The organism is Curtobacterium sp. 'Ferrero', from assembly GCF_002412165.1.
Taxonomy (GTDB): Bacteria; Actinomycetota; Actinomycetes; order Actinomycetales; family Microbacteriaceae; genus Curtobacterium.
Genome location: NZ_NXIA01000006.1, coordinates 13280 through 34920 on the forward strand (window position 1 = coordinate 13280; position 21641 = coordinate 34920).

Genomic DNA, 21641 nt, shown 5'->3' on the forward strand with positions numbered 1-21641 from the left:
CCGCGTCGCGCGTTCGCACCGGGGGCCTCGGTGGCGAACACGACCGGCGCGCTCATCGCGGTCGTGTCCGTCATCGTGGTGGAGTTCGTGTCCGGACTCGTCGGGCTGCTCGGCACCTCCCTCGTCGTGCACCCGTTCACGAGCTACGCGGGAGAGAGCCTCATCGGCAGCTTCGTCCGCGGCGTCTTCGTCGCACCGCTGCCCTTCCACGTCGGGGCGTTCCTGGCGCTCGCGTTCCTGGTGCCGGTCGCCCGGCGCTCACCGCTGCCCGTGGTGCTGCTCCGTGCGGTGCTGGCCGGGGCTGCGGGAACGATCGCGCTCGCGCTCGTCGGGATCGTCACCGGGGCGTCCGGCGCGGTCCGCGGGTACGGTGCCGGACGGCTCCTCGTCGACGTCGTCACCGCGCCGATCCAGAGCGGGCTGCCGCTGACGCTCATGCTCGTCGCCACGGTGACGGCGGCATGGCTGTGGCTCGGCCGACCGCGGGGCACCACCGGTAGGCCGCTCGGTGTCCCGGGTGCCGCACGACGCCCGGATGCCGTCCCGCCCGCCACCGTGCCGCCCGCCACCATGCAGCCCGCCACCGTGCAGCAGCCGGGGGCGTACCCGCAGCAGCCCGGGGACTCGTGGCCGGAGGCGCAGCAGCCGGGCGACCCCTGGGCGCCGCCGCGACGGTGACGGTCCGCGGCGGGGCGCGCGGCGCCGACTGGCCGTCCCGCGCACGGACCGCGTCCCCCGACGACCGCGCACGCCTTCCGTGACCGCAGCGCCGCTCGTGCCCGCTGCACCGTCCGTGACGCGGGCCGACCGCCCCGGGTGATCCGTGCCTCCAGGCCCGACGTGCCGTCAGCGCGCCGGGCGCTTGTCCCGCTGCGCCACGCGCAGCCCGCTCCGGATCAGCCGGAGGACCAGCTCGCGACCGGTGACGGGCGTCGCCCCGGCCGCCACGAGCTCCTCGTACCGCGCCATCGGCACGTCGTAGTGGTCGTGGTCGAACCCGCGACGGGGGAGGCCGGCGGCCCTCGCGAAAGCGTGGAGTTCGTCGTACGATTCGTCACTGACGAGGTGCGACCACAGTGTGTCGTGCGCAGGCCACGTCGGCGGGTCGATCAGGACGGTCACCCGTCAATCGTACGTGTGTCGCCGTTTGACCGGACCCGGTGGGATCGAGTATTCTCGATCCCTGGTGTCAGCGGGCCGTTCTGCCTGCGTCGCCGATCGGGCCCGGCCTCCCCGGGAGCCGCTCGTGCAGCAGTGGGCACCCGAGACTTCCCTCAAGCAGAGTACGTAAGGAATTCCACGTGGTTTACGCAGTAGTGCGCGCCGGCGGCCGTCAGGAGAAGGTCGAGGTCGGCACGATCCTCACGATCGACCGTGCCAAGGCCGACGACAAGGGCAACATCAAGCTCGCTCCGGTGCTCCTCGTGGACGGTGACACCATCACGTCGGCCGCGACCGAGCTCGCGAACGTGACCGTCACCGCCGAGGTGCTCGAGGACCTCCGCGGTCCGAAGGTCGTCATCCAGAAGTTCAAGAACAAGACCGGGTACAAGAAGCGCCAGGGCTTCCGCGCTGAGCTCACCCGCGTCAAGATCACCGAGATCGCGTAAGGCGGGAGTAGAAGATGGCACACAAGAAGGGTGCGAGCTCCACTCGCAACGGTCGTGACTCGAACGCACAGCGCCTCGGCGTGAAGCGCTTCGGTGGCGAGGTCGTCAACGCCGGCGAGATCATCGTCCGCCAGCGCGGCACGCACTTCCACCCGGGCGCCAACGTCGGCCGCGGTGGCGACGACACGCTGTTCGCCCTCTCGGCCGGCTCGGTCGAGTTCGGCACCAAGGGCGGCCGCAAGGTCGTCAACATCGTCGGCGCTGCGTAAGCGACCCACGATCTGACTCTGCGGGAGGGGCGGGCCACGTGCCTGCCCCTCCCGTTCTCTTTTGCAACACCGAAGTTCCAGCAACACCAAGGACCAGCAACACCAAGGAGTGGACCCATGGCGACGTTCGTCGACCGCGTGACCCTGCACCTCAGCGCGGGGGACGGCGGCAACGGCTGCGTGTCGGTCCGCCGTGAGAAGTTCAAGCCCCTCGCCGGCCCGGACGGCGGCAACGGCGGTGACGGCGGCGACATCGTCCTCGTCGCGGACCCGCAGGTCACCACCCTGCTCGGGTACCACCGCTCGCCGCACCGCTCGTCGAAGAACGGGCAGCCCGGCATGGGCGACATGCGCAGCGGCGTCAGTGGCGAGACCCTCGAGCTCCCGGTGCCGATCGGCACCGTCGTGCACGACGAGCGCGGCGAGGTCATCGCCGACATGACCGAGCCGGGCATGCGCGTGGTCGTGGCCGCGGGCGGTCAGGGCGGCCTCGGCAACGCCGCGCTCGCGACGACGAAGCGCAAGGCCCCGGGCTTCGCCCTCCTCGGCACGCCGGGGGAGTCCGGCGACGTCAGCCTCGAGCTGAAGACGATCGCCGACGTCGCGCTCGTGGGCTTCCCGAGCGCGGGCAAGTCGTCGCTGATCGCCGCGATCTCCGCAGCGAAGCCGAAGATCGCCGACTACCCGTTCACGACCCTCACGCCGAACCTCGGCGTCGTCGAGTCCGGCTCCACCCGCTTCACCGTCGCCGACGTCCCCGGGTTGATCGAGGGTGCGTCGGAGGGCAAGGGCCTCGGCCTCGAGTTCCTCCGGCACGTCGAGCGGTGCGAGGCGCTGCTGCACGTCATCGACTGCGCGACGCTCGACCCGGGCCGTGACCCGGTGAGCGACCTCGACGTCATCCTCCGCGAGCTCGAGCGCTACCCGGTCCCCGAGGGCCAGGTGCCGCTGCTCGAGCGCCCGCAGCTCGTCGCGCTGAACAAGATCGACGTGCCGGACGCCGCGGAGCTCGCCGAGTTCGTCACCGCCGAGCTCGAGGGCCGCGGCTACCGCGTCTTCCCGATCTCGACCGCGTCGCACAAGGGGCTCCGCGAGCTCACGTTCGCCCTCGCCGACATCGTGTCCCGGGCCCGTGCCGAGCGGACCGCGACGCCGGAGCCCGAGCGCATCGTGCTCCGCCCCAAGGCCGTCGACGACGTGCCGTTCACCGTCCGGGCCGAGGGCGGCGAGGAGCACCGCTTCTACCGCGTCCGCGGCGCCAAGCCCGAGCGCTGGGTGCAGCAGACCGACTTCACCAACGAGGAGGCGATCGGCTACCTCGCCGACCGGCTCGCGAAGCTCGGTGTCGAGGACGGGCTCTTCAAGGCCGGAGCGGTCGCCGGGTCCACGGTCGTCATCGGTGGGGACGGCGGCACCGTGTTCGACTGGGAGCCGACGCTCACCTCGACCGCCGAGCTCATCACGAGCGCGCGCGGCACCGACTCCCGCATCGGTGGCAGCGCCCGTCCGACCCGCAACGAGCGCCGCGAGGAGTACTTCGAGCGCATGGACGCCAAGGCCGCGGCCCGCGCCGAGCTCGAGCAGGAGCGGATCTCCGGCCTGTGGGCCGACGACGACGAGGACGACGACCCGTTCGCGGGCGAGGTCGAGCGGCACCACGAGGGCAGGGACTGACCGGGACATGACCGAGGCGACCGACACCGACCTGCTCCCCGTGCGCTCGCGCGCGGACATCCCGCGCGCGCGTCGACTCGTCGTGAAGGTCGGGTCGTCGTCGGTCAGCGGCCCGAACGTCGAGCAGATCGGCCCGCTCGTCGACGCCCTCGCCTCTGCGTACGGACGGGGGACCGAGGTGGTGCTGGTCTCGTCCGGCGCCATCGCGACCGGGTTCCCGTTCCTCGGACTCGAGGGACGCCCCGACGACCTCGCCACGCAGCAGGCGGCGGCGGCCACGGGGCAGAACGTGCTCATGTTCCGCTACCAGAACGAGCTCGACCGGCACGGCGTCGTCGCGGCGCAGATCCTGCTGACCGCCGGCGACCTGCAGAACCCGACGCACCGGGTCAACGCCCAGCGCGCCATCGACCGGCTGCTCGCGCTGCGGGTCCTGCCGATCGTCAACGAGAACGACACCGTCGCGACGCACGAGATCCGCTTCGGCGACAACGACCGGCTCGCCGCGCTCGTCGCCCGCCTGCTCGGTGCGGACGCGCTCGTGCTGCTCTCCGACGTCGAGTCGCTCTACACGAAGCCCCCGCAGCAGCCGGGAGCGGTGCCGATCACGCACGTGCCGTACGGCGACGAGCTCGCCGGGGTGACCTTCGGGTCGATCGGGGCGGCCGGCGTGGGCACCGGGGGAGCGGGCACGAAGGTCGCGGCCGCGCGGCTCGCCGCCGACGCCGGCACCTCGGTGCTCGTCACGGCGACGTCGCTGGTCGCGGACGCCCTGGCCGGAGCGGAGATCGGGACCTGGTTCGAGGCGGCTCCGCGGCGCTGACGCGGTCCGGGAGGCGCGGACGGCTCCGACGCGTCGCTCACGTCCGCCGAGCTGCCGCGGCCCGGGAGGCGCGGGTCCGCCCCGACGCGTCGCTCACGCCCGCCGGGTGGGCACCGTTCGTCACGCTCGGCGATGCCGAGTCGCGGGTCCCGCCCGCTGCGGCCCGCCGGTACGTCGTGCCCGTTCGCGCGGCGCGCGCACGGGGGTCCGGGCACGCACGCTGGCGACGTCAGTCGACTCCTCCACAGGAGCCCCGCCTCCCGGGCCCGTCCACAGGTGCGCCGGACCGCCGTCATGCGGCGGACCCCGGCACCTACAATCGAGGCATGTCGCTGACCGCCCCCGCACCGACCCTGACCGACAAGCTCGTCGCCGCGCGCGACGCGGCGTCGGTGCTCGCGACCGCCACCACCGCCGTCAAGGACGCCGCGCTCGTCGCGATCGCCGCAGGTGTCCGCGCCGCGACGGACGAGATCGTCCGGGCCAACCACGAAGACCTCGTGGCGGGTGAGGACGGCGGGCTGTCCTCGGGCCTGCTCGACCGGCTCCGGCTCGACGCGGCCCGGATCGACGCGCTCGCGGTCGCCGTCGAGCACGTCGTCGGGCTGACCGACCCGGTCGGGCAGAACGTCCGCGGGTCGGTGCTGCCGAACGGGCTGCAGCTGACCCAGGTGCGGGTGCCGTTCGGTGTCGTCGGCGCCATCTACGAGGCACGTCCCAACGTGACCGTCGACATCGCCAGCCTCGCGCTGAAGAGCGGCAACGCGGTGGTGCTCCGGGGCGGTTCCGCCGCCGAGCGCACGAACGCGGTGCTCGTGGCGCGCATCCAGGACGCCGTCGCCTCGGTGGGCCTGCCGCGTGAGCTCGTGCAGACGATCGACGAGTTCGGGCGGCCCGGCGCCACGGAGCTCATGCGCGCTCGCGGGCTGGTCGACGTCCTGATCCCACGGGGGAGCGCCTCGCTCATCCAGACCGTGGTCACGGAGTCGCAGGTGCCGGTGATCGAGACCGGCGCCGGCGTCGTGCACGTCTTCCTCGACGCGTCCGCCCCCACGGCGCGGGCCGTCGACATCGTCCTGAACAGCAAGGTGCAGCGTCCGAGCGTCTGCAACGCGCTCGAGACGCTGCTCGTGCACGAAGGCTCCGCCGAGCGCCTCCTGCCGGTGCTGGCGGACCGGCTCCGTGCATCCGGCGTCACCCTGCGCGGCGACGACGCCACCCGCTCGATCGTGCCCGGCGTGCTCCGTGCCACCGACGACGACTGGGCGACCGAGTCGATGGACCTCGACCTCTCGATCCGGGTCGTCCCCGACGTCGACGCGGCCATGGCGCACATCGCCCGGTGGTCGACGCACCACACCGAGTCGATCGTGACGAACGACGTCGACACGGCCGAGCGGTTCCTCGCCGGCGTCGACTCCGCGGTGGTCATGGTGAACGCGTCGACGCGGTTCACGGACGGCGGCGAGTTCGGCTTCGGCGCCGAGGTCGGCATCTCCACGCAGAAGCTGCACGCCCGCGGTCCGATGGGACTGCCGGAGCTCACGAGCACGAAGTGGATCGTGCGCGGGAACGGCCAGATCCGCGGCTAGACTGAACGGCGTCTTTCCACCGACCGAACGGAGCACCAGACGATGACCCTCCTCGCCGAAGCCGCAGAGCAAGCCTCCGGGGTCCCCGCGTACGTCTTCCCGCTCGTCGGTGCGCTGTTCTTCGCCTTCCTCGGGTTCGTCACCTGGAGCTTCCGCGACGTCGCCTACCGCCACTCGCACAAGTTCGAGGCCACGCGCCACCACGAGACCGGCGTCGACGAGTTCGGCCACACGAAGCTCTGACCGGCGCCCCATGCTCGAGAGCTCGGGGCGGCCGCGCATCGGTGTGATGGGCGGAACGTTCGACCCCATCCACAACGGCCACCTCGTGGCCGCGTCCGAGGTCGCGCGCGCCTTCGACCTCGACGAGGTGGTGTTCGTCCCGACCGGGCAGCCGTACATGAAGTCCGGTGTCACGGACGCCGAGCACCGGTACCTCATGACCGTCGTCGCCACGGCGTCCAACCCGATGTTCACGGTCAGCCGGGTGGACATCGACCGGCCGGGGCCGACCTACACGGTCGACACGCTCCGCGACCTGCACGAGCAACGGCCGGACGCGCAGCTCGTCTTCATCTCGGGCGCGGACGCCGTTCAGCAGATCCTCGACTGGAAAGACCATGATGGGCTGTGGGACCTGGCGCACTTCGTCGCCGTGACGCGCCCGGGACATGCACTGAGCATCACCGGGTTGCCGGAGCGCGACGTCAGCGTGCTCGAGGTCCCGGCACTGGCGATATCGTCGACCGACTGCCGTGACCGCGTGCGCCGTGGGTTCCCGGTGTGGTACCTGGTCCCCGACGGCGTCGTCCAGTACATCTCGAAGCACCACCTGTATCGGAGCGTTGCATGAGTTCGTCCGACGCGCAGCCGCCACTGTCGCGGCGTCAGGCGCGCGAGCGGGAGCGTGCCGCCGCGGCCGGTGCGCAGCCCGTGACGCCGCCGCCGACCGTCGCCGCACCCACGTCCGCCGACCGTCCGGAGCAGGCCCGTCGTCGGCCCGGATCGCACGTCGCACCCGCCCCGTCGGGCGCGGCGCAGGGATCCTCCCGGCCGTCGGTGCCCGACGTCCCGCCGGCATCGGCCACCGAGATCGTCCCCGGGACCGGCGGTCTGACCCGTCGCCAGCTGCGCCAGATGCGCGAGGCCGAGGTCCAGGCGGTGCTCCCCGTGCCGCTGCAGGCGCCGACCCCGCAGTCGTCCGACCGCACCGTCCAGGACGTCATCGGGTCCGTCACCTCGTTCGACGAGGACGGCGTGCAGGGGTCGCAGCGCTCCGCGTCGCAGGCCGACGTGGAACAGCGTCCCGCAGCGGCGCCCCGTGCGGACGTGTCCCCAGCGGCGTCTCCCGTCGCCGTGGGCGGTGACGCTCCGTCCACCGCCGCGGACCCGGCGGCCGACGACCGCGCCGACGACACCCCGACCGTGCTCGACGAGGCGACCGTGCACCAGGCCACCGAGGCCGACGGTGCACCCGACGCCGTCGAGACCCTCGACGAGGCCGCTGCCCACGGCGAGGAACCCCGACGACACCGCTCGACGTGGTCGCCGCCGGACGCCCAAGCTCCGTCGGCCGACGCCGAGACCGCAGCCGTCGACCCGGCTGATCCCGTCGACGACGCCCCGCGCGCCCCGGCCCTGCCCGCGGTGGAGTCCTCGACGCCCGGTGTCTTCCCGCTCTCGCTCGACGGCGTCGACGACGACACGAACGAGGTCCCGGTGCGCCCGGTGGCCTCGCGTCCCGCATCGGCCGGGACGGTCCCGCCGGCGTTCCAGCGGGCGCCGGAGCCGAAGCCGGACACCACCGCCTACCAGCCGCCGACAGGGCACTGGTCGGCGCTGGCGCACGACTCGAACGACGCCGAGGTCCACGACGAGGAGACCGGCACACGCCGGGTCGCCACGAGCAACCCGAACGCCATCGTGCTGCCGGACTCCGCACTGGCCGACCCGACGGGGGCGCTGAACGCCACGGGCGAGGTCATCCTGACCGGTTCGATCGACCTGCCCGCCTCGCTGTCCTCGACCGGGTCGCACCGACCGATCGACGGTGCCGAGGTCGACCGCCTGCTCGAGCAGCACGACGAGCAGCGCGAGACCGACGCGAGCCCGATCCGGGCCAGCCGCGCGGTGTCGAGCCACACCTCGACGCGCCAGGTGGTGCTCGCCGCCGCGAAGCCGAAGGAGTCGAAGACGCCGCTCGTCCTCGCGATCTCGGTCGGGGCCGTCGGGCTCGCCGCCGCGGGCGTGATCATCGTCGCGCTCCTCACCACCCATCCGTTCGGCTGACCTCGTTCGGCTGACTCCCCGGGCCGTGGACCGCGGACACCGGCTGGCCGGTGTCCGCGGTCTGACCTATGATTCAGGGGCCGTCGACCTCGACGGCACACCATCCCGGCACCGCGCCGGGGACCCACCGGAAGGACCTGCGTGACCGCCTCCCCACGCGCACTCGAACTCGTCCAGCTCGCCGCCGTCGCGGCCGACGCCAAGCAGGCAGAGGACCTCGTCGCCCTCGACGTGACCGGCCCCCTGCAGCTCACGGACGTGTTCCTGCTCGCCACCGGGCGCAACGAGCGCAACGTCCTGTCGATCGCGGACGAGGTCGAGGACCGGCTCATCCAGGCGGGGGCGAAGCCGCTCCGTCGTGAAGGCCGTGCCGAGGGCCGCTGGGTCCTCATCGACTTCGGCGAGATCGTCGTGCACGTCTTCCACGAGGAAGACCGGCAGTACTACTCGCTCGAACGACTCTGGGCGGACTGCCCGACGATCCCGCTCGAGCTCCCGGTGGCGCAGGGCGTCGGCGAGACCGGTCCGGCCGAGCAGGGCTGAGCCCGCCGGGGCCGACGCGCCCGGGTGACGGACCCGATTTCGTTGCCGGGTGTTCGCATGGTGTACGCTTCTGTGGTGCCGCCGGGAACGGATGGCACCGAGCAACACCGGGTGGTCCGCCACCCAGCGGGTCTGTGGCGCAGCTGGTAGCGCACCTGCATGGCATGCAGGGGGTCAGGGGTTCGAGTCCCCTCAGATCCACCAAGGAACGGAATTCCACCAAGAAACGGAGTTCCACCGGAACGAAGCCCCGCCGTCCACCAGGACAGCGGGGCTTCGTCGTTCCCGGGCTGCACCGTTCTCGGGCCGCGTCACGCACGGGGGCGAGGCCTGCTCGAGGGGTCTGTCGTGCCCGGGGTCACATGGTCGGACGGGCTCCGGCCAGCCGATACGCTGACCTCCATGAGTGCAGAGCACGCGGGCGACGGCGCCCCGCTGTCCGGAGCCCAGCTGACCATCACGGCCGCGGGCTACACGGCCGACATCGCGACCGTCGGAGCGACCCTGCGAGCCCTCCGGCACGGCGACGGTGCCTCCGAGCGGCGTGACCTCGTCGTGCCGTTCGACGCCGACGAGGTCCGTCCGGTGTTCCGCGGTGCCGTGCTGGCGCCCTGGCCGAACCGCGTGGTCGACGGCCGCTACACGTTCGACGGCGAGGAGTACGAGCTCGCCCACACCGAGCCCACCCGACAGCACGCGCTGCACGGGCTCGTCGCGTGGACCGACTTCCGGGTCGTGGCGCACGAACCCGACCGTGCCGTGCTCGCCACCACGGTCCCCGCACAGTACGGGTACCCGTTCCGCATCGAGATCACGGTCGAGTACCGGGTCGACGCCGACGGACTGCAGACCGCCGTCACCGGCCGGAACACCGGGCGGGTCCGGGCACCGTGGGGGACCGGGCCGCACCCGTACCTCGTCGCCGGCGCCGGCACGGTCGACGACTGGACGCTGACCCTCCCCGCCGCGGAGGTGCTCGAGGTCACGCCGGACCGCCTCGTCCCCACGGCGCTCGTGCCCGTGCACGACGAGTTCGACCTGCGCCGCCCGACCCGGATCGGCACGCGGTTCGTCGACCACGCGTTCACGGGCTTCGACCGCGACGCGGACGGCACGGCGGCGATCGAGCTCGTCACGGACGACGGACACGGGGTCCGGATGACGTTCGGTGCCGAGTGCGGCTGGGTGCAGGTGCACACGGCCGACCACGTCGTGCCCGAGTACCACCGCGCGGGCCTGGCGGTCGAACCGATGACCTGCGCACCGGACGCGTTCAACGCCGGCGCCGACCGGGGTCTGCTCGTGCTCGACCCGGGCGGCTCGCACACCGCGGCATGGACGATCGCGGCGGTCTGACCGAGACCCACGGAGCGCCCGCGGCCCGCATCGAGGTCCGGGCGTTCCCGACGCCGCCCGACCTCGCCGCCCTGGCGGACGGACGGGACGACGTGGTGTGGCTCGACTCCGGGCTCCCCGACGGAGCGCCGCCGGCGAGTCGGGCACGGGCCTCCTGGTCGGTGCTGGCCTGCACCGACGGTCCGTTCGCGGCCCGGTTCCGGCACCGTGACCGCCGTGCGTCCGTGGACGTCCCGCCGGCGTCGCGGGCGTGGTTCAGTCCGTCGTCCGTCGGGGACCGCGCCGCGTTCGCGGTCCTCGACGAGCTGCTGGCACGGACTCCCCGGCTGCCGGAGCCGCTGCCGGGCTGCGGGTTCGCGCTCGGTTGGGTCGGGTTCCTCGGCTACGAGCTCGGACGCGAGGTCGACGGCCCGGACCGCTCGGCCTCCGGGCACGCCGACGCCGACCTGCGCTTCGTCGACCGGGCGGTCGTGGTCGCCGCCGACGGTCGCGCCTGGGCGCTCGCGCTCGTCACCGACGCGGAGCCGGCGGCCAGTGCCGCGAACCGGGCGTGGCTGGGGACGGTGACCGCCCCGTCGACGCCGGCCGACGTCGACGACGCGGCCACGGGCCTCCCGGCCGACCCGGGGACCGACGCGCCGGTCCCGGCACCCGGACGCGTGTCGCGCGCCGCCCACGAGGCGGCCGTCGACGCGAGCCGCGCGGAGATCCGCGCCGGCAACGCGTTCCAGGTGTGCCTCACCACCGCGTTCGCGGTCCCCGCCCGGGAGGCACGGGTCGGCTCCGTCACGGACCCGCACCTGGACGAGTACCTGCGGTTGCGGCGGGTCGACCCGGTGCCGTTCGGCGCCTACCTGCGGCTCGGACCGGTGCGGGTGGCGAGCCGGTCGCCGGAACGGTTCCTGCGCATCGACGCGGACGGACGGGTGACGGCGGAACCGATCAAGGGCACCCGTCGCCGCGCTGACGACGCCGGGGTGGACGCATCGGTCCGCGCCGAGCTCGCCGCGAGCCCGAAGGACCGGGCCGAGAACGTGATGATCGTCGACCTGCTCCGCAACGACCTGCTGCGGACGGCGGTGCCGGGCTCGGTGCACGTCGACCGGCTCTGCGACGTCGAGACCTACGCGAGTGTGCACCAGCTCGTGTCGACGGTCTCGGCGCAGCTGCCGGCCGGGGCGTCGCGCGCGGCGACCGTCGCGGCGGCGTTCCCACCGGGATCGATGACGGGGGCACCGAAGTCGAGCGCCACGGCGATCGCGGACCGCCTCGAGGGGGCGCCGCGCGGGATCTACTCCGGGGCCGTCGGGTACTTCTCGGCGAGCGGTGCCGTCGACCTGTCGGTGGTGATCCGCACACTGGTGACGGTGCTCGACGAGGACGGCACAGTCCTCGCGCGGACGTTCGGTGCCGGGGGTGCGGTGACGTGGTCGTCGGTCCCCGCGGACGAGGCGGACGAGGTCGAGACCAAGACGCGTTCCGTGCTCGGAGCACTGGGGGTCGTGGCAGCCTGGTGACCCTCGAACGCGTGTTCGAGTGACCTGTCCACCGATGTCGGACGCGGTTGACATCATCGAACACATGTTCGAATATGAGGGCATGCAGTCGGCAGCGGCACTCGCGTCGCCCGGGGCACCCGAGGGGTCCCCGGGGGATGCCGGGCGGGCCGGGGGTGCGGTCGGGTCCGGCCCGGCGCGACCGGTGCGACGGGTCGACCACCTCGGCGATGCCCGGGCCGCGCTCGAGCGCATCACGAGCCTGCGCTCGCGGGTGGCCGAGATGGAGTCCACACGCGTCGACACGGTCGGCCTCCCGACGTCGCCGGCGCTCGCGCCCCTGCTGCCCGGTGGTGCGATCCGGGTCGGTGGGACCTACGCGGTGCAGGAGTCGGTGCTCCTGGCGATGACCATGCTGCAGGCGGCCTCGGCGGCCGGGGCGTGGTGTGCCGTCGTCGGCGTGCCGTCCTTCGGGGTCGAGGCAGCGGCCGCCGCCGGCATCGACCTCGAACGGCTCGTCCTCGTGCCCGACCCCGGCGACCAGTGGCTCACGGTCACGGCTGCCCTGGTGGACGTGGCACAGATCGTCCTCACCCGCCCCCTGGGTCGTGTGGTGCCGGGGGACGTCTCCCGGCTGTCCGCCCGGTTGCGGCAGCGCGGCGGTGCCCTGGTCGCCCTCGGCTCGTGGCCCGGTGCCGACGTCTCGCTCCGGGTCACCTCCTCGGCCTGGGGCGGGATCGGACGCGGGTACGGGTACCTGTCCGAGCGACGGGTCACCGTCACCGCCACCGGGCGTGCGGGGGCGGTCCGGCCGGTCAGTACCGAGCTGCTGCTGCCCGCCGCCGACGGGGTGGTCCGTCCCGCGGTGGCGGCACCCGCTGCCCGTCCGGTGCTCCGTCCGGTGGCGGTGGCGTCGTGACCCCGCGGCGCGGCGGTGGGGCTGCGCGTACCGTGCAGGGGGGTCCGTCGGCGTCCGGCGGTGCCCGCGGCGGTGCGTCCTCGTCCGGTGGTGTGCTCCGCTCCGGAGCCCTGCCCGAGGCACCGGCGACCCGGACGATCGTGCTGTGGTGTCCGGACTGGCCGGTCGTCGCCGCGGCCCGCGCCGCCGGCGAGCCCCCGGAGCAGCCGTTCGCGGTCGTGTCGAAGGGGCAGGTGTTCGCCAGCTCCGCGAGCGCCCGTCGGTACGGCGTCGTGCGCGGGCTCCGGCTGCGCGAGGCCCAGGCGCGCTGCCCGGACCTCGTCGTGCAGCCCTACGACGACGCCCTCGACCACCGGGCGTTCGAGCCCGTCATCCGTGCGGTGCAGGCGGCGGTCCCCGGGGTCGAGGTGCTGCGCCCCGGCACCCTCGCCCTGCGTGCCCGCGGCCCGGCCCGTTACTACGGCGGTGAACGGGCCGCTGCGGTGACCCTTGCGGGCATCGCCGCCGACCATGGTGCCCCCGGGGTGCGCGTCGGCGTCGCGGACACCCCGTTCGCCGCTGAGCAAGCCGCGCGTGCCCGTCCGGTCAGGCCGGGGGAGCGGACCCGCATCGTCCCGGTGGGCGGGTCCGCGCCGTTCCTCGCCGACCTCCCGCTCGGTGTGCTCGGGGACGCCGACCTGGCCATGCTCCTCGGGCGCCTCGGCATCACCACGCTCGGCGGGTTCGCGGCCCTCGGCGACGACCAGGTGCGGGACCGGTTCGGCCCGGCGGGCGCGTTCCTGCACCGCCTCGCGGGCGGACGCGACCCGCGGGCGGTGTCGGCGCGCGCGGTGCCGCCCGAGCTCCGGGTCGAGGCGGCGTTCGAACCACCGCTCGACCGTGCCGACCAGGTCGCGTTCGCGTTCCGCCGCTCGGCCGACGACTTCGCCGACCGGCTCCGCGCCGCCGGGCTCGTGGCGACCAGCATCCGCGTGGGGATCGTCGACGAGCGCGACATCCTGCTCGAACGGGTGTGGGTGCACCCGCGCTGGTTCGACGCCGCGGACGTGGTCGACCGGGTCCGGTGGCAGCTCGCCGGCGGGGTCGACCCGACCGGGCTCGAGGCGCCGGTCGTCCAGGTCGTGCTGGAGCCCGTCGCGGTCGACGACACGGCCAACCACGAGCGCGGGCTCTGGGGTTCCGGACCCGACGAACGGGTGCACCACGGCCTCGCCCGCGTGCAGGGACTCGTCGGACACGACGGCGTCGTCACGCCGCGCGTCGGCGGTGGCCGGACCCTCGCGGAGCGGGTGGTCCTCGTGCCCTGGGGTGATGCGCCGGTCGGTGGTGAACGTGCCCTCGCCGCCGTCCGCGACCGCCCGTGGCCCGGCAAGCTGCCCGGACCGCCGCCCGCGACCGTGCTCGACCGTCCCCGGCCGGTCGACGTCGAGACGGCGTCGGGCGTCAGCGTCGACGTGGACGACCGCGGCACCCTGCTCGGCGAGCCCGAGCGCTTCCGTGCCGAGGGCGACCGTGGTGGACGGTTCGGCCCGGTGACGGCGTGGGCGGGTCCGTGGCCGCTCGTCGTGCGCTGGTGGGAGTCCGGCGGACGACGGCTGCACCGGTTGCAGCTCGTCGACGACGCCGGACGGGCCTGGTACCTCGTGCTGGCCGACCACCGCTGGTGGGCCGAGGCGGTGGCGACGTGAGGAGCAGCTGATGGGCTACAGCAACCCGCCGATCCCGTGGTCGCAGTTCGAACGCGCACTGTCCGACCGTCGGAGCCCCGGCAGCGCGCACGACGGCGACGGCGGGGACAGCCCGGCGTGGTCCCGGAAGCGCGAGAAGTACGTGCCGCCGACCCCCGGACGCACGGAGTCCGGTCCGGTCGTGCCGTACGCCGAGCTGCACGCGCACTCGAGCTTCAGCTTCCTCGACGGTGCGAGCTCACCGGAGAACCTCTTCGAGGAGGCCGCCCGACTGCGGCTGCACGGCCTCGCGCTGACCGACCACGACGGGTTCTACGGCGTCGCGCGGATGGCCGAGGCCGCCGAGGCGTACCCGGACCTCACGACCGTGTACGGCACCGAGCTCTCACTCGGCCTGACCGAACCGCAGAACGGTGTGCCCGACCCGGAGGGCACCCACCTGCTGTTGCTCGCGGACGGCCAGGACGGCTACCACCGGCTGGCCGGCGCGGTCACGAGCGCGCACCTCGCCGGCGGTGCCGAGAAGGGCCGGCCGCGGTACGACCTCGACGACCTCGCCGAACGCGCCGGCGGTCACTGGCGGGTGCTCACCGGGTGTCGGAAGGGCGCGGTCCGCCAGGCGCTCGAACGGGGCGGCGAGTCCGCGGCCGACACGGCGCTCCGGGCACTGCTCGACCGGTTCGGCACCGGCAACGTCGTCGTGGAGCTGACCGATCAGGGCGACCCGCTGGACACCGCGCGCAACGACGTCCTCGCGGCCCTCGCGGCCCGGCACGGCCTGCCCGTGGTGGCGACGGGCAACGTGCACTACGCCACCCCCGACCGCTTCCCGATCGCGTCGGCACTCGCCGCGGTGCGGGCTCGGCGGAGCCTCGACGAACTCGACGGCTGGCTGCCGGCGGCGGACACGGCACACCTGCGCTCGGGAGCGGAGATGGCCAAGCGCTTCGCCCGGTGGCCTGGAGCCGTCGAGCACAGCGTCGCGCTCGCCGACGAGCTCGGCTTCACCCTGAAGACCGTGCGGCCGGGGCTGCCCAAGCTCGACGTCCCGGAGGGGCACACCACGATGTCGTGGCTCCGCGAGCTGACCTGGCAGGGGGCACGTCGGTTCTACCCGGGCAGCGACGACGGCGTCGACCCCGCCAAGCGGAAGCGCATCGAACGCGAGCTCGCGGTCATCGAGGACAAGGACTTCCCCGGGTACTTCCTCATCGTCCGCGACATGGTGCAGTACGCACGGCAGCGCGGGATCCTCTGCCAGGGCCGGGGCTCCGCCGCGAACTCGGCGGTCTGCTACCTGCTCGAGATCACCGCCGTCGACTCGATCCGGTACGGGCTGCCGTTCGAACGGTTCCTGTCGGCGTTGCGCGACGAGGAGCCCGACATCGACGTCGACTTCGACTCCGACCGGCGGGAGGAGGTCATCCAGTACGTCTACGAGAAGTACGGCCGCTTCAACGCCGCCCAGGTCGCGAACGTCATCACCTACCGGCCGAAGGGGGCCGTGCGCGACGTGGCGAAGGCGTTCGGGCACAGTCCCGGGCAGCAGGACGCCTGGGCGAAGCAGGTCGAGCGCTGGGGGTCGGTGACCGAGAGCCAGGACCACGACATCCCGGCGCCCGTGGTGGACATGGCGCAACAGGTGCTCGGGTTCCCCCGACACCTCGGCATCCACTCCGGTGGCATGGTGCTCACCGACCGGCCGGTGGGCGAGGTCGTCCCGATCGAGCACGCCCGCATGGACGGCCGCACCGTCCTGCAGTGGGACAAGGACGACTGCGCCTACATGGGGCTCGTGAAGTTCGACATGCTCGGCCTCGGCATGCTCGCGGCGCTGCAGTACGCGTTCGACCTCGCCGCCGAGCACTGCGGGGAGCGGTGGGACATGCACACCATCCCGAAGGAGGAGGCCGGCGTCTACGACCAGCTGTGCCGCGCCGACACCATCGGGGTGTTCCAGGTGGAGTCCCGCGCACAGATGGGGTCGCTCCCACGGCTGCTGCCCCGGGAGTTCTACGACCTCGTCATCGCGGTCGCGCTCGTCCGTCCCGGTCCGATCCAGGGCGGCGCGGTGCACCCGTACATCCGGCGGCGGACGGGGGCCGAGGCGATCACCTACCCGCACCCGCTGCTCGAACCCGTGCTCGAGCGGACGAAGGGTGTGCCGCTGTTCCAGGAGCAGCTCATGCAGATGGCCGTGGTCGTCGGTGGCTGCACCGGGGACGACGCCGACCTCCTCCGCCGTGCGATGGGGTCGAAGCGGGGGCACGAGAAGATCGAGCGGCTCCGCGAGAAGCTCTACGAGGGCATGGCGCGCAACGACATCCACGGGGCCGACGCCGACGCCATCTACGCCAAGATCCAGGCCTTCGCGAACTTCGGCTTCGCGGAGAGCCACTCGATCAGCTTCGCGCTCATCGTGTACGCGAGCGCGTGGATGCGGCTGCACTACCCGGGGGTGTTCCTCGCGGCCCTGCTCCGGGCGCAGCCGATGGGGTTCTACTCGCCGCAGACCCTGGTGGCGGACGCCCGGCGCCACGGGGTCCGCGTGCTCCGGCCGGACATCCTGCGGTCCGGCGTCGACGCCACGCTCGAACCCCTCGACCCCGACGTCGTCGGCACGACCGGTGACGACGACTGCCTCGCCGAGGAGCACCCGCCCGTGCCGCCGTTCGACCGGTCGGCACCCGACGACACCGCGCGGCACCGTCGGGACGGCGCGTTCGCGGTGCGGCTCGGGCTCGCCGAGGTCACCTCGCTCGGCCGGCGCAGTGCCGAGCGGATCGTCGCCGAACGGGAGGCGCACGGGCCGTACACCGACATGTCCGACCTCGCCCGACGGGTCGGGCTCACGACCGCGCAGCTCGAGGCGCTCGCCGCCGCCGACGCCTTCGCCGCGCTCGGCGAGGACCGCCGCAGCGGGATGTGGTCGGCGGGGCAGGCCGCGGCAGAACGGCCCGACCAGCTGCCGGGGACCCAGGTCGTCGTGCAGCCACCGCTCTTCGGGCAGATGACGAGCGGTGACGTCCTCATCGCGGACATGTGGTCGACCGGCATGACGACCGACGACCACCCGGTGCGGCACGTCCGACCCGATCTCAGTCGCCGCGGGGTGCTCAGCGTGCAGGACACGCTGACCGCCGAGAGCGGACGGCGTGTGGAGGTCGGCGGGATCGTGACGCACCGGCAGCGCCCGGCGACGGCGTCGGGGATCACGTTCATGAACGTCGAGGACGAGACCGGACTGGTGAACGTCATCTGCAGCGTCGGGGTCTGGGGACGCTACCGACGGGTCGCGCGGGAGTCGCCCGCGGTCATCGTGCGCGGCATCCTCGAGCGGTCGGCGGAGGGGGTGGTGAACGTGGTGGCGGACCGGATGGAGCACCTGCCGTTGGCGGTCCGGACCCGGTCCCGCGACTTCCAGTGACCGGGTCCGACGGCCGGGGCCGGGGCCGGGGACGCGCTACCGCACCTCGGGGATGCGGATCGTGACCTCGAGACCACCGGAACGGACGTTGCGGAGTGCTGCCGTGCCTCCCGCCCGTTCCGCGATCGCCCGCACGATCGCGAGGCCGAGCCCGGACCCGCCGGGCAGTGCGACCGCACCCGTCGCCGGGTCCGCTGCCGGCCGCGACTTCCGCGCCTCGTCCGGACGGGTGAAGCGGTCGAACGCGACCGGGATGAACGACTCCGGCACGCCCGGCCCGTCGTCGGTGATCTGCAGGACGCCCTCGCCGTCGGCGCTCCGCCACGTCACGAAGATCCCACCGCCGCGCGGCAGGGCGGACACGGCGTTCCCGGCGATGTTCGTGACGAGCTGCGCCATGCCGTTCGTGTCGAGCCGGTAGTGCGGATCGGAGGCGGTCGGCGCCTCGAGGTCGAAGTCGACGGTGATGTCCTTCGCCGACGCGATGAGCCGGACGCGGTCGACGGCGGCCATGACCTCGTCCCCGAGGTCCGACCAGTCGGTCGTCGGCGGCTCGGCGCCGTCCTGCTCGCGGCGCTCGGACTCCTCGATCCGGGACAGTGCGAGAAGGTCGTTGGCCAGTCGCGACAGGCGCGCCACGCTGTGCTTCGCCCGCTCGATGTGCGCGGCGAGGGCCTCGGCGTCGTCGGCGTCGAGCGAGGCCAGGTCGAGCTGCGTGGTGAGGATCGCCAGCGGGGTGCGGAGCTCGTGGCTGGCGTCGCTCACCATCTGCCGCTCGCGCTCGGTCGCCTGCCGGGTCCTGGCGAGGAACGCGTTCAGCGTGGTGGCGAGGGACGCGAGCTCGTCCTGCGCGGGCCCGACCGGGAGCTCGGCGCGCTCCGGGGCGACCGAGAGCCGCTCGGCCTCGCGGCGCATCCGGTTCACCGGGCGGAGCGCCGCGGTCGCGAGCGCCCACGAGGCGATGCCGAACGCGATGAGGATGGCCAGTCCGGTCAGCGACAGCGTCGTGGTGAGGTCGTCGACGACGAGCGCCTCGGCCTGCGAGTTGCGCGCGGCGACCACGGTCCACCGGCCGGCACGGTTGATCGGGTGCTCGACCACGACGCGGTACTCCGAGCCCGACACGTCGATGACCCGGGCGCCGGCCCGCGACTCGGTCAGGCTGCCCAGCGCACGCTCGAGCCGCCCCGGCATGGTGGAGAGCACGACGTCCCCGGACGGCGACACCACCGCGACGAGCTGGGCGTTGCCCGGTTGGGACAGATCAGGGTCACTGTCGACCTCGAGCGTCGCGACGTAGGGGTCGGCGTCGGCGTCGAGGAGCGTCCTGGTGGCGCTCGCGACGACGCTCACGACCTGGAACCGCATCACGAGCACGAGCAGCAGGATCACCACCGCCGCGATCGCCGTCGAGCCGATCGTGATCCGCGACCGCAGCGAGAGCATCCGCAAGGGACGGAACGGGCCACGGCGGGAGCGCGAGCCGCCCGCGTGGTCCGCGCTCCCGCCCGCCGGACGTCCGTCCGCTGTGCCGCGGTCCGTGGTGCTCCGGTCCGTCGTGCTCCGCTCCGTCACGCTCCGACGAGGTCGAGCCGGTAGCCCCGGCCACGGACCGTGGAGATCGCCACGGTCGCCTCGTGCGCGGTGAGCTTCTTGCGCAGGTACGAGATGTACTGCTCGACGACGTTCGGGTCGACGTGCTGGGAGCCGTCCCAGACCTCCTCGAGGATCTTCGGTCGGTCGACGACGCTGCCGACGGAACGGGCGAGCAGCCGGAGGAGCGCGAACTCGGTCGGGCTCATCGCGACCCGCTGCCCCTTGATCGCCACCCGGCGGGCCTCGGAGTCGATCGCGACGTCGCCGACCTCGATCGTCCGCGGAGCACCGGCGCTCTCGCGGCGACCCAGTGCACGGAGCCGGGCCGTCAGCTCGGCGAAGGCGAAGGGCTTCGTCAGGTAGTCGTCGGCACCGGCGTCCAGGCCGAACACCCGGTCGTCCACCGCGTCGCGTGCGGTCACGAGGAGGATCCGTACCGGGTCCTCCCGCTCGCGGATCCGTCGGGCGAGCTCGAAGCCGGACATGCCGGGCATCATGACGTCGACGACCGCGAGGTCGTACGCCTGCTCGCCGAGGGCGATGAGCGCCTCGACACCGTTCTCGACCGCCGTGACGCGGTACCCCTCCGCCGCGAGACCTCGCTCCATCAGAGCGCGCATCTCGTCGTCGTCCTCGACCACCAACAGTCGCATAGTGGACCTCCTCGCCCCCATCGTGGCACCGAACCTGTACGTGGGGGGAGGGGCGCGGGCGGAAACGGCTGAATCTCGTCACAGCAGCTCGGTGCAGTGGAACGGTCTGTCCCGTGTTCGAGGGACGTGAGCAGTGCTCTGCTCATTGGTAGGATCACAGGCGGACCGGACGTACCCGACGCACGGCCCGCACGGGGGAACCATGAGCACGACCACGACACCTGACCACCCCGCGATCGTCCGCCTCCGCCTGGAGCTCGACGCCGCGTGGAAGAGCATCTGCGCGCTCGGTGGCCTCGCCGACGACCGACGCGGGAGGGTCGTCGCCGAGTTGCGGACGGCCGTGCCCGACGTCGCGAGCCGCGCGGCGCTCCTGGCCGGTGCCGACGCCGCGGTCGCGGAGATCAACCGGTTCGCGGCCGCCGAGGTCGTGCTGGCCGACGTGGCCGAGGCCGGATCGGTGGTGCCGTCGACCGCGATCTGGGACGACATCGTGCACACGGCAGCCGAGGCCGCCGTCGCCCGACGCTGATCCGCGGGCCGCAGCCGAGGCCGCCGTCGCCCGACGCTGATCCGCGGGCCGCCGCCGACGCCGCCGTCGCCCACCGCTGATCCGCCCGGGTCAGTCGTCCTCGCCGAGCAGCTCCTCGCGCACCCGTCGGATGTCCTCGAGCAGCGCGCCGATCAGGATCCAGTGCTGCGAGTTCGGCCGGAGCACCTCGAGCGGCGCGGTGAGGGCCGGCTCCTCGACCACGGCCACCTCGCTCGCCTCGACCCGGGCGCTCAGTGCGCGGACGTCCGCACCGATCCGCGCCACCTCCGTCGCGATGCGGCCCACGACCGGGTCGGCGCGCAGGTCCGGGCCGGTGTTGTCGCGGATCGCCCGGGTCATACCGGTCACGCGCGTCACGAGGACCCGGAGGTGCTCGGCCACGAGGACGTCCTGCTCCAGGAGTGTCCGGTGCCGGCTGCGGCGCGGGTTCATCGTCAGCGACTCCTGTGCCGCGGAGATCGACGCCTCGGCCCGGAGGTGCTGGGACCGGAGGGCCCGGGCCTGCAGGAGTGCGTCGTGCCAGCGGTCCTGGTCCCACCCCTCGGTCAGGCCGACCGCGATCCGCTCGAAGGCCACGGCGGTGTCCCGTGCCAGCCGTGCGACCGCGAGGTGCGCCGGCTCGAGCAGCACCGGCGGCACGAGCGCCGCGTTGACGACGAGCGCGACGACCGCGCCGACGACGGTCTCGAGGATCCGGTCCGCCGAGTAGTTCGGCGTGACGACGCCCGCCGTCAGCACGAGCATGCCGCTGATCCCGACCTGCGTGGCGGACGTCGGGGTCAGTCGCAGTGCCCAGGCGACGAGGATCGCGAGCACGACGACGAGCAGCACGACCCAGACGCTGTCGCCGAGCAGCTGGTGGACGCCCGTTGCGAGGAGCACGCCGAGGACCACCCCGGCACTGCGCTCCAGGCCCTTCACGAACGACTGGTTGATGCTCGGCTGCACCACGAGCAGCGCCGCGATGGCCGCGAAGGTGGGGAACGGCCCCGCGATGAGCAGGCGACAGAGCAGCACGGCCGCGACGACCGCCACCGCGGTCTTCACGACCTGCAGGAAGGGGGTGCGGGTGGAGCTGCGGAGCCTCGCGACCGGGTTCACGGCCCCCACGCTAGCCACGAGCCGCACGCCGAGCCGTGCACGAACGCGACGA

At 73.4% G+C, this 21641-nt stretch carries 20 protein-coding genes and 1 tRNA gene; 17 read left to right on the plus strand and 4 right to left on the minus strand.

Going from position 1 to position 21641, the window contains the following annotated elements; all coding sequences use genetic code 11:
- The first annotated feature begins 30 nt into the window (after window positions 1-30).
- Window positions 31-678 carry a hypothetical protein gene (locus Csp2054_RS07390; RefSeq protein ID WP_141399171.1) on the plus strand — a complete coding sequence of 216 codons (648 nt, stop codon included), beginning with the start codon at window positions 31-33 and terminating at the stop codon, window positions 676-678.
- 168 nt (window positions 679-846) lie between these two features.
- On the opposite strand, the gene Csp2054_RS07395 is transcribed toward Csp2054_RS07390, so the two are convergent.
- On the minus strand, window positions 847-1122 hold the full coding sequence (locus tag Csp2054_RS07395; protein WP_096898669.1) for a DUF4031 domain-containing protein: 276 nt from the start codon (window positions 1120-1122) through the stop codon (window positions 847-849).
- 179 nt (window positions 1123-1301) lie between these two features.
- On the opposite strand from Csp2054_RS07395, the gene rplU reads away from it, so the two are divergent.
- The 15 genes from rplU (at window position 1302) to Csp2054_RS07470 (ending at window position 17686) form a co-directional block, all read left to right on the plus strand.
- Window positions 1302-1610: a 50S ribosomal protein L21 gene (gene rplU, locus Csp2054_RS07400; RefSeq protein ID WP_096898670.1), complete on the plus strand. Its 309-nt coding sequence runs from the start codon at window positions 1302-1304 to the stop codon at window positions 1608-1610.
- 14 nt (window positions 1611-1624) lie between these two features.
- Complete coding sequence (gene rpmA / locus Csp2054_RS07405; RefSeq protein ID WP_096898671.1) at window positions 1625-1879, plus strand: 50S ribosomal protein L27; 255 nt, start codon at window positions 1625-1627, stop codon at window positions 1877-1879.
- A 117-nt stretch (window positions 1880-1996) separates the two neighbouring features.
- Window positions 1997-3553, plus strand: a complete 1557-nt coding sequence (gene obgE / locus Csp2054_RS07410; RefSeq protein ID WP_096898672.1) for a GTPase ObgE — start codon at window positions 1997-1999, stop codon at window positions 3551-3553.
- 7 nt (window positions 3554-3560) lie between these two features.
- Window positions 3561-4376: a glutamate 5-kinase gene (gene proB, locus Csp2054_RS07415; RefSeq protein WP_096898673.1), complete on the plus strand. Its 816-nt coding sequence runs from the start codon at window positions 3561-3563 to the stop codon at window positions 4374-4376.
- A gap of 326 nt (window positions 4377-4702) precedes the next feature.
- Window positions 4703-5968 carry a glutamate-5-semialdehyde dehydrogenase gene (locus tag Csp2054_RS07420; protein WP_096898674.1) on the plus strand — a complete coding sequence of 422 codons (1266 nt, stop codon included), beginning with the start codon at window positions 4703-4705 and terminating at the stop codon, window positions 5966-5968.
- 42 nt (window positions 5969-6010) lie between these two features.
- Complete coding sequence (locus tag Csp2054_RS07425) at window positions 6011-6211, plus strand: hypothetical protein (RefSeq protein ID WP_096898675.1); 201 nt, start codon at window positions 6011-6013, stop codon at window positions 6209-6211.
- 10 nt (window positions 6212-6221) lie between these two features.
- Window positions 6222-6821: a nicotinate-nucleotide adenylyltransferase gene (gene nadD / locus Csp2054_RS07430; protein WP_096898676.1), complete on the plus strand. Its 600-nt coding sequence runs from the start codon at window positions 6222-6224 to the stop codon at window positions 6819-6821.
- On the plus strand, window positions 6818-8257 hold the full coding sequence (locus Csp2054_RS07435; RefSeq protein WP_096898677.1) for a hypothetical protein: 1440 nt from the start codon (window positions 6818-6820) through the stop codon (window positions 8255-8257). Before nadD ends, Csp2054_RS07435 begins: the two co-directional genes overlap by 4 nt.
- 141 nt (window positions 8258-8398) lie before the next feature.
- Entirely contained in the window at window positions 8399-8800 is a 402-nt protein-coding gene (gene rsfS / locus Csp2054_RS07440; protein ID WP_096898678.1) for a ribosome silencing factor, read from the plus strand.
- A 128-nt stretch (window positions 8801-8928) separates the two neighbouring features.
- A tRNA-Ala gene (locus tag Csp2054_RS07445) sits at window positions 8929-9004 on the plus strand.
- 198 nt (window positions 9005-9202) lie between these two features.
- Window positions 9203-10156: an aldose 1-epimerase family protein gene (locus Csp2054_RS07450; RefSeq protein ID WP_096898679.1), complete on the plus strand. Its 954-nt coding sequence runs from the start codon at window positions 9203-9205 to the stop codon at window positions 10154-10156.
- Entirely contained in the window at window positions 10135-11673 is a 1539-nt protein-coding gene (locus Csp2054_RS07455; protein WP_096898680.1) for an anthranilate synthase component I family protein, read from the plus strand. The genes Csp2054_RS07450 and Csp2054_RS07455 overlap by 22 nt, the downstream gene beginning before the upstream one ends.
- 64 nt (window positions 11674-11737) lie before the next feature.
- A complete protein-coding gene (locus Csp2054_RS07460) occupies window positions 11738-12571 on the plus strand; it encodes a hypothetical protein (RefSeq protein ID WP_141399172.1) in 834 nt (277 codons plus the stop codon).
- Between the two features lie 92 nt (window positions 12572-12663).
- Window positions 12664-14259, plus strand: a complete 1596-nt coding sequence (locus Csp2054_RS07465; protein ID WP_096898771.1) for a DNA polymerase Y family protein — start codon at window positions 12664-12666, stop codon at window positions 14257-14259.
- Window positions 14260-14269: 10 nt separating this feature from the next.
- Window positions 14270-17686, plus strand: coding sequence for an error-prone DNA polymerase (locus Csp2054_RS07470; RefSeq protein ID WP_096898682.1), 3417 nt, complete (start codon window positions 14270-14272; stop codon window positions 17684-17686).
- Between the two features lie 36 nt (window positions 17687-17722).
- Here Csp2054_RS07470 and Csp2054_RS07475 read toward each other — a convergent pair whose 3' ends face one another.
- A complete protein-coding gene (locus Csp2054_RS07475) occupies window positions 17723-19132 on the minus strand; it encodes a sensor histidine kinase (protein WP_096898772.1) in 1410 nt (469 codons plus the stop codon).
- Between the two features lie 125 nt (window positions 19133-19257).
- Window positions 19258-19935: a response regulator transcription factor gene (locus Csp2054_RS07480; RefSeq protein ID WP_096898683.1), complete on the minus strand. Its 678-nt coding sequence runs from the start codon at window positions 19933-19935 to the stop codon at window positions 19258-19260.
- Window positions 19936-20137: 202 nt separating this feature from the next.
- Here Csp2054_RS07480 and Csp2054_RS07485 point away from each other — a divergent pair, with 202 nt between their 5' ends.
- Window positions 20138-20467: a hypothetical protein gene (locus tag Csp2054_RS07485; protein WP_096898684.1), complete on the plus strand. Its 330-nt coding sequence runs from the start codon at window positions 20138-20140 to the stop codon at window positions 20465-20467.
- A 90-nt stretch (window positions 20468-20557) separates the two neighbouring features.
- On the opposite strand, the gene Csp2054_RS07490 is transcribed toward Csp2054_RS07485, so the two are convergent.
- Window positions 20558-21589 carry an FUSC family protein gene (locus tag Csp2054_RS07490; protein ID WP_096898773.1) on the minus strand — a complete coding sequence of 344 codons (1032 nt, stop codon included), beginning with the start codon at window positions 21587-21589 and terminating at the stop codon, window positions 20558-20560.
- Window positions 21590-21641: the final 52 nt, after the last annotated feature.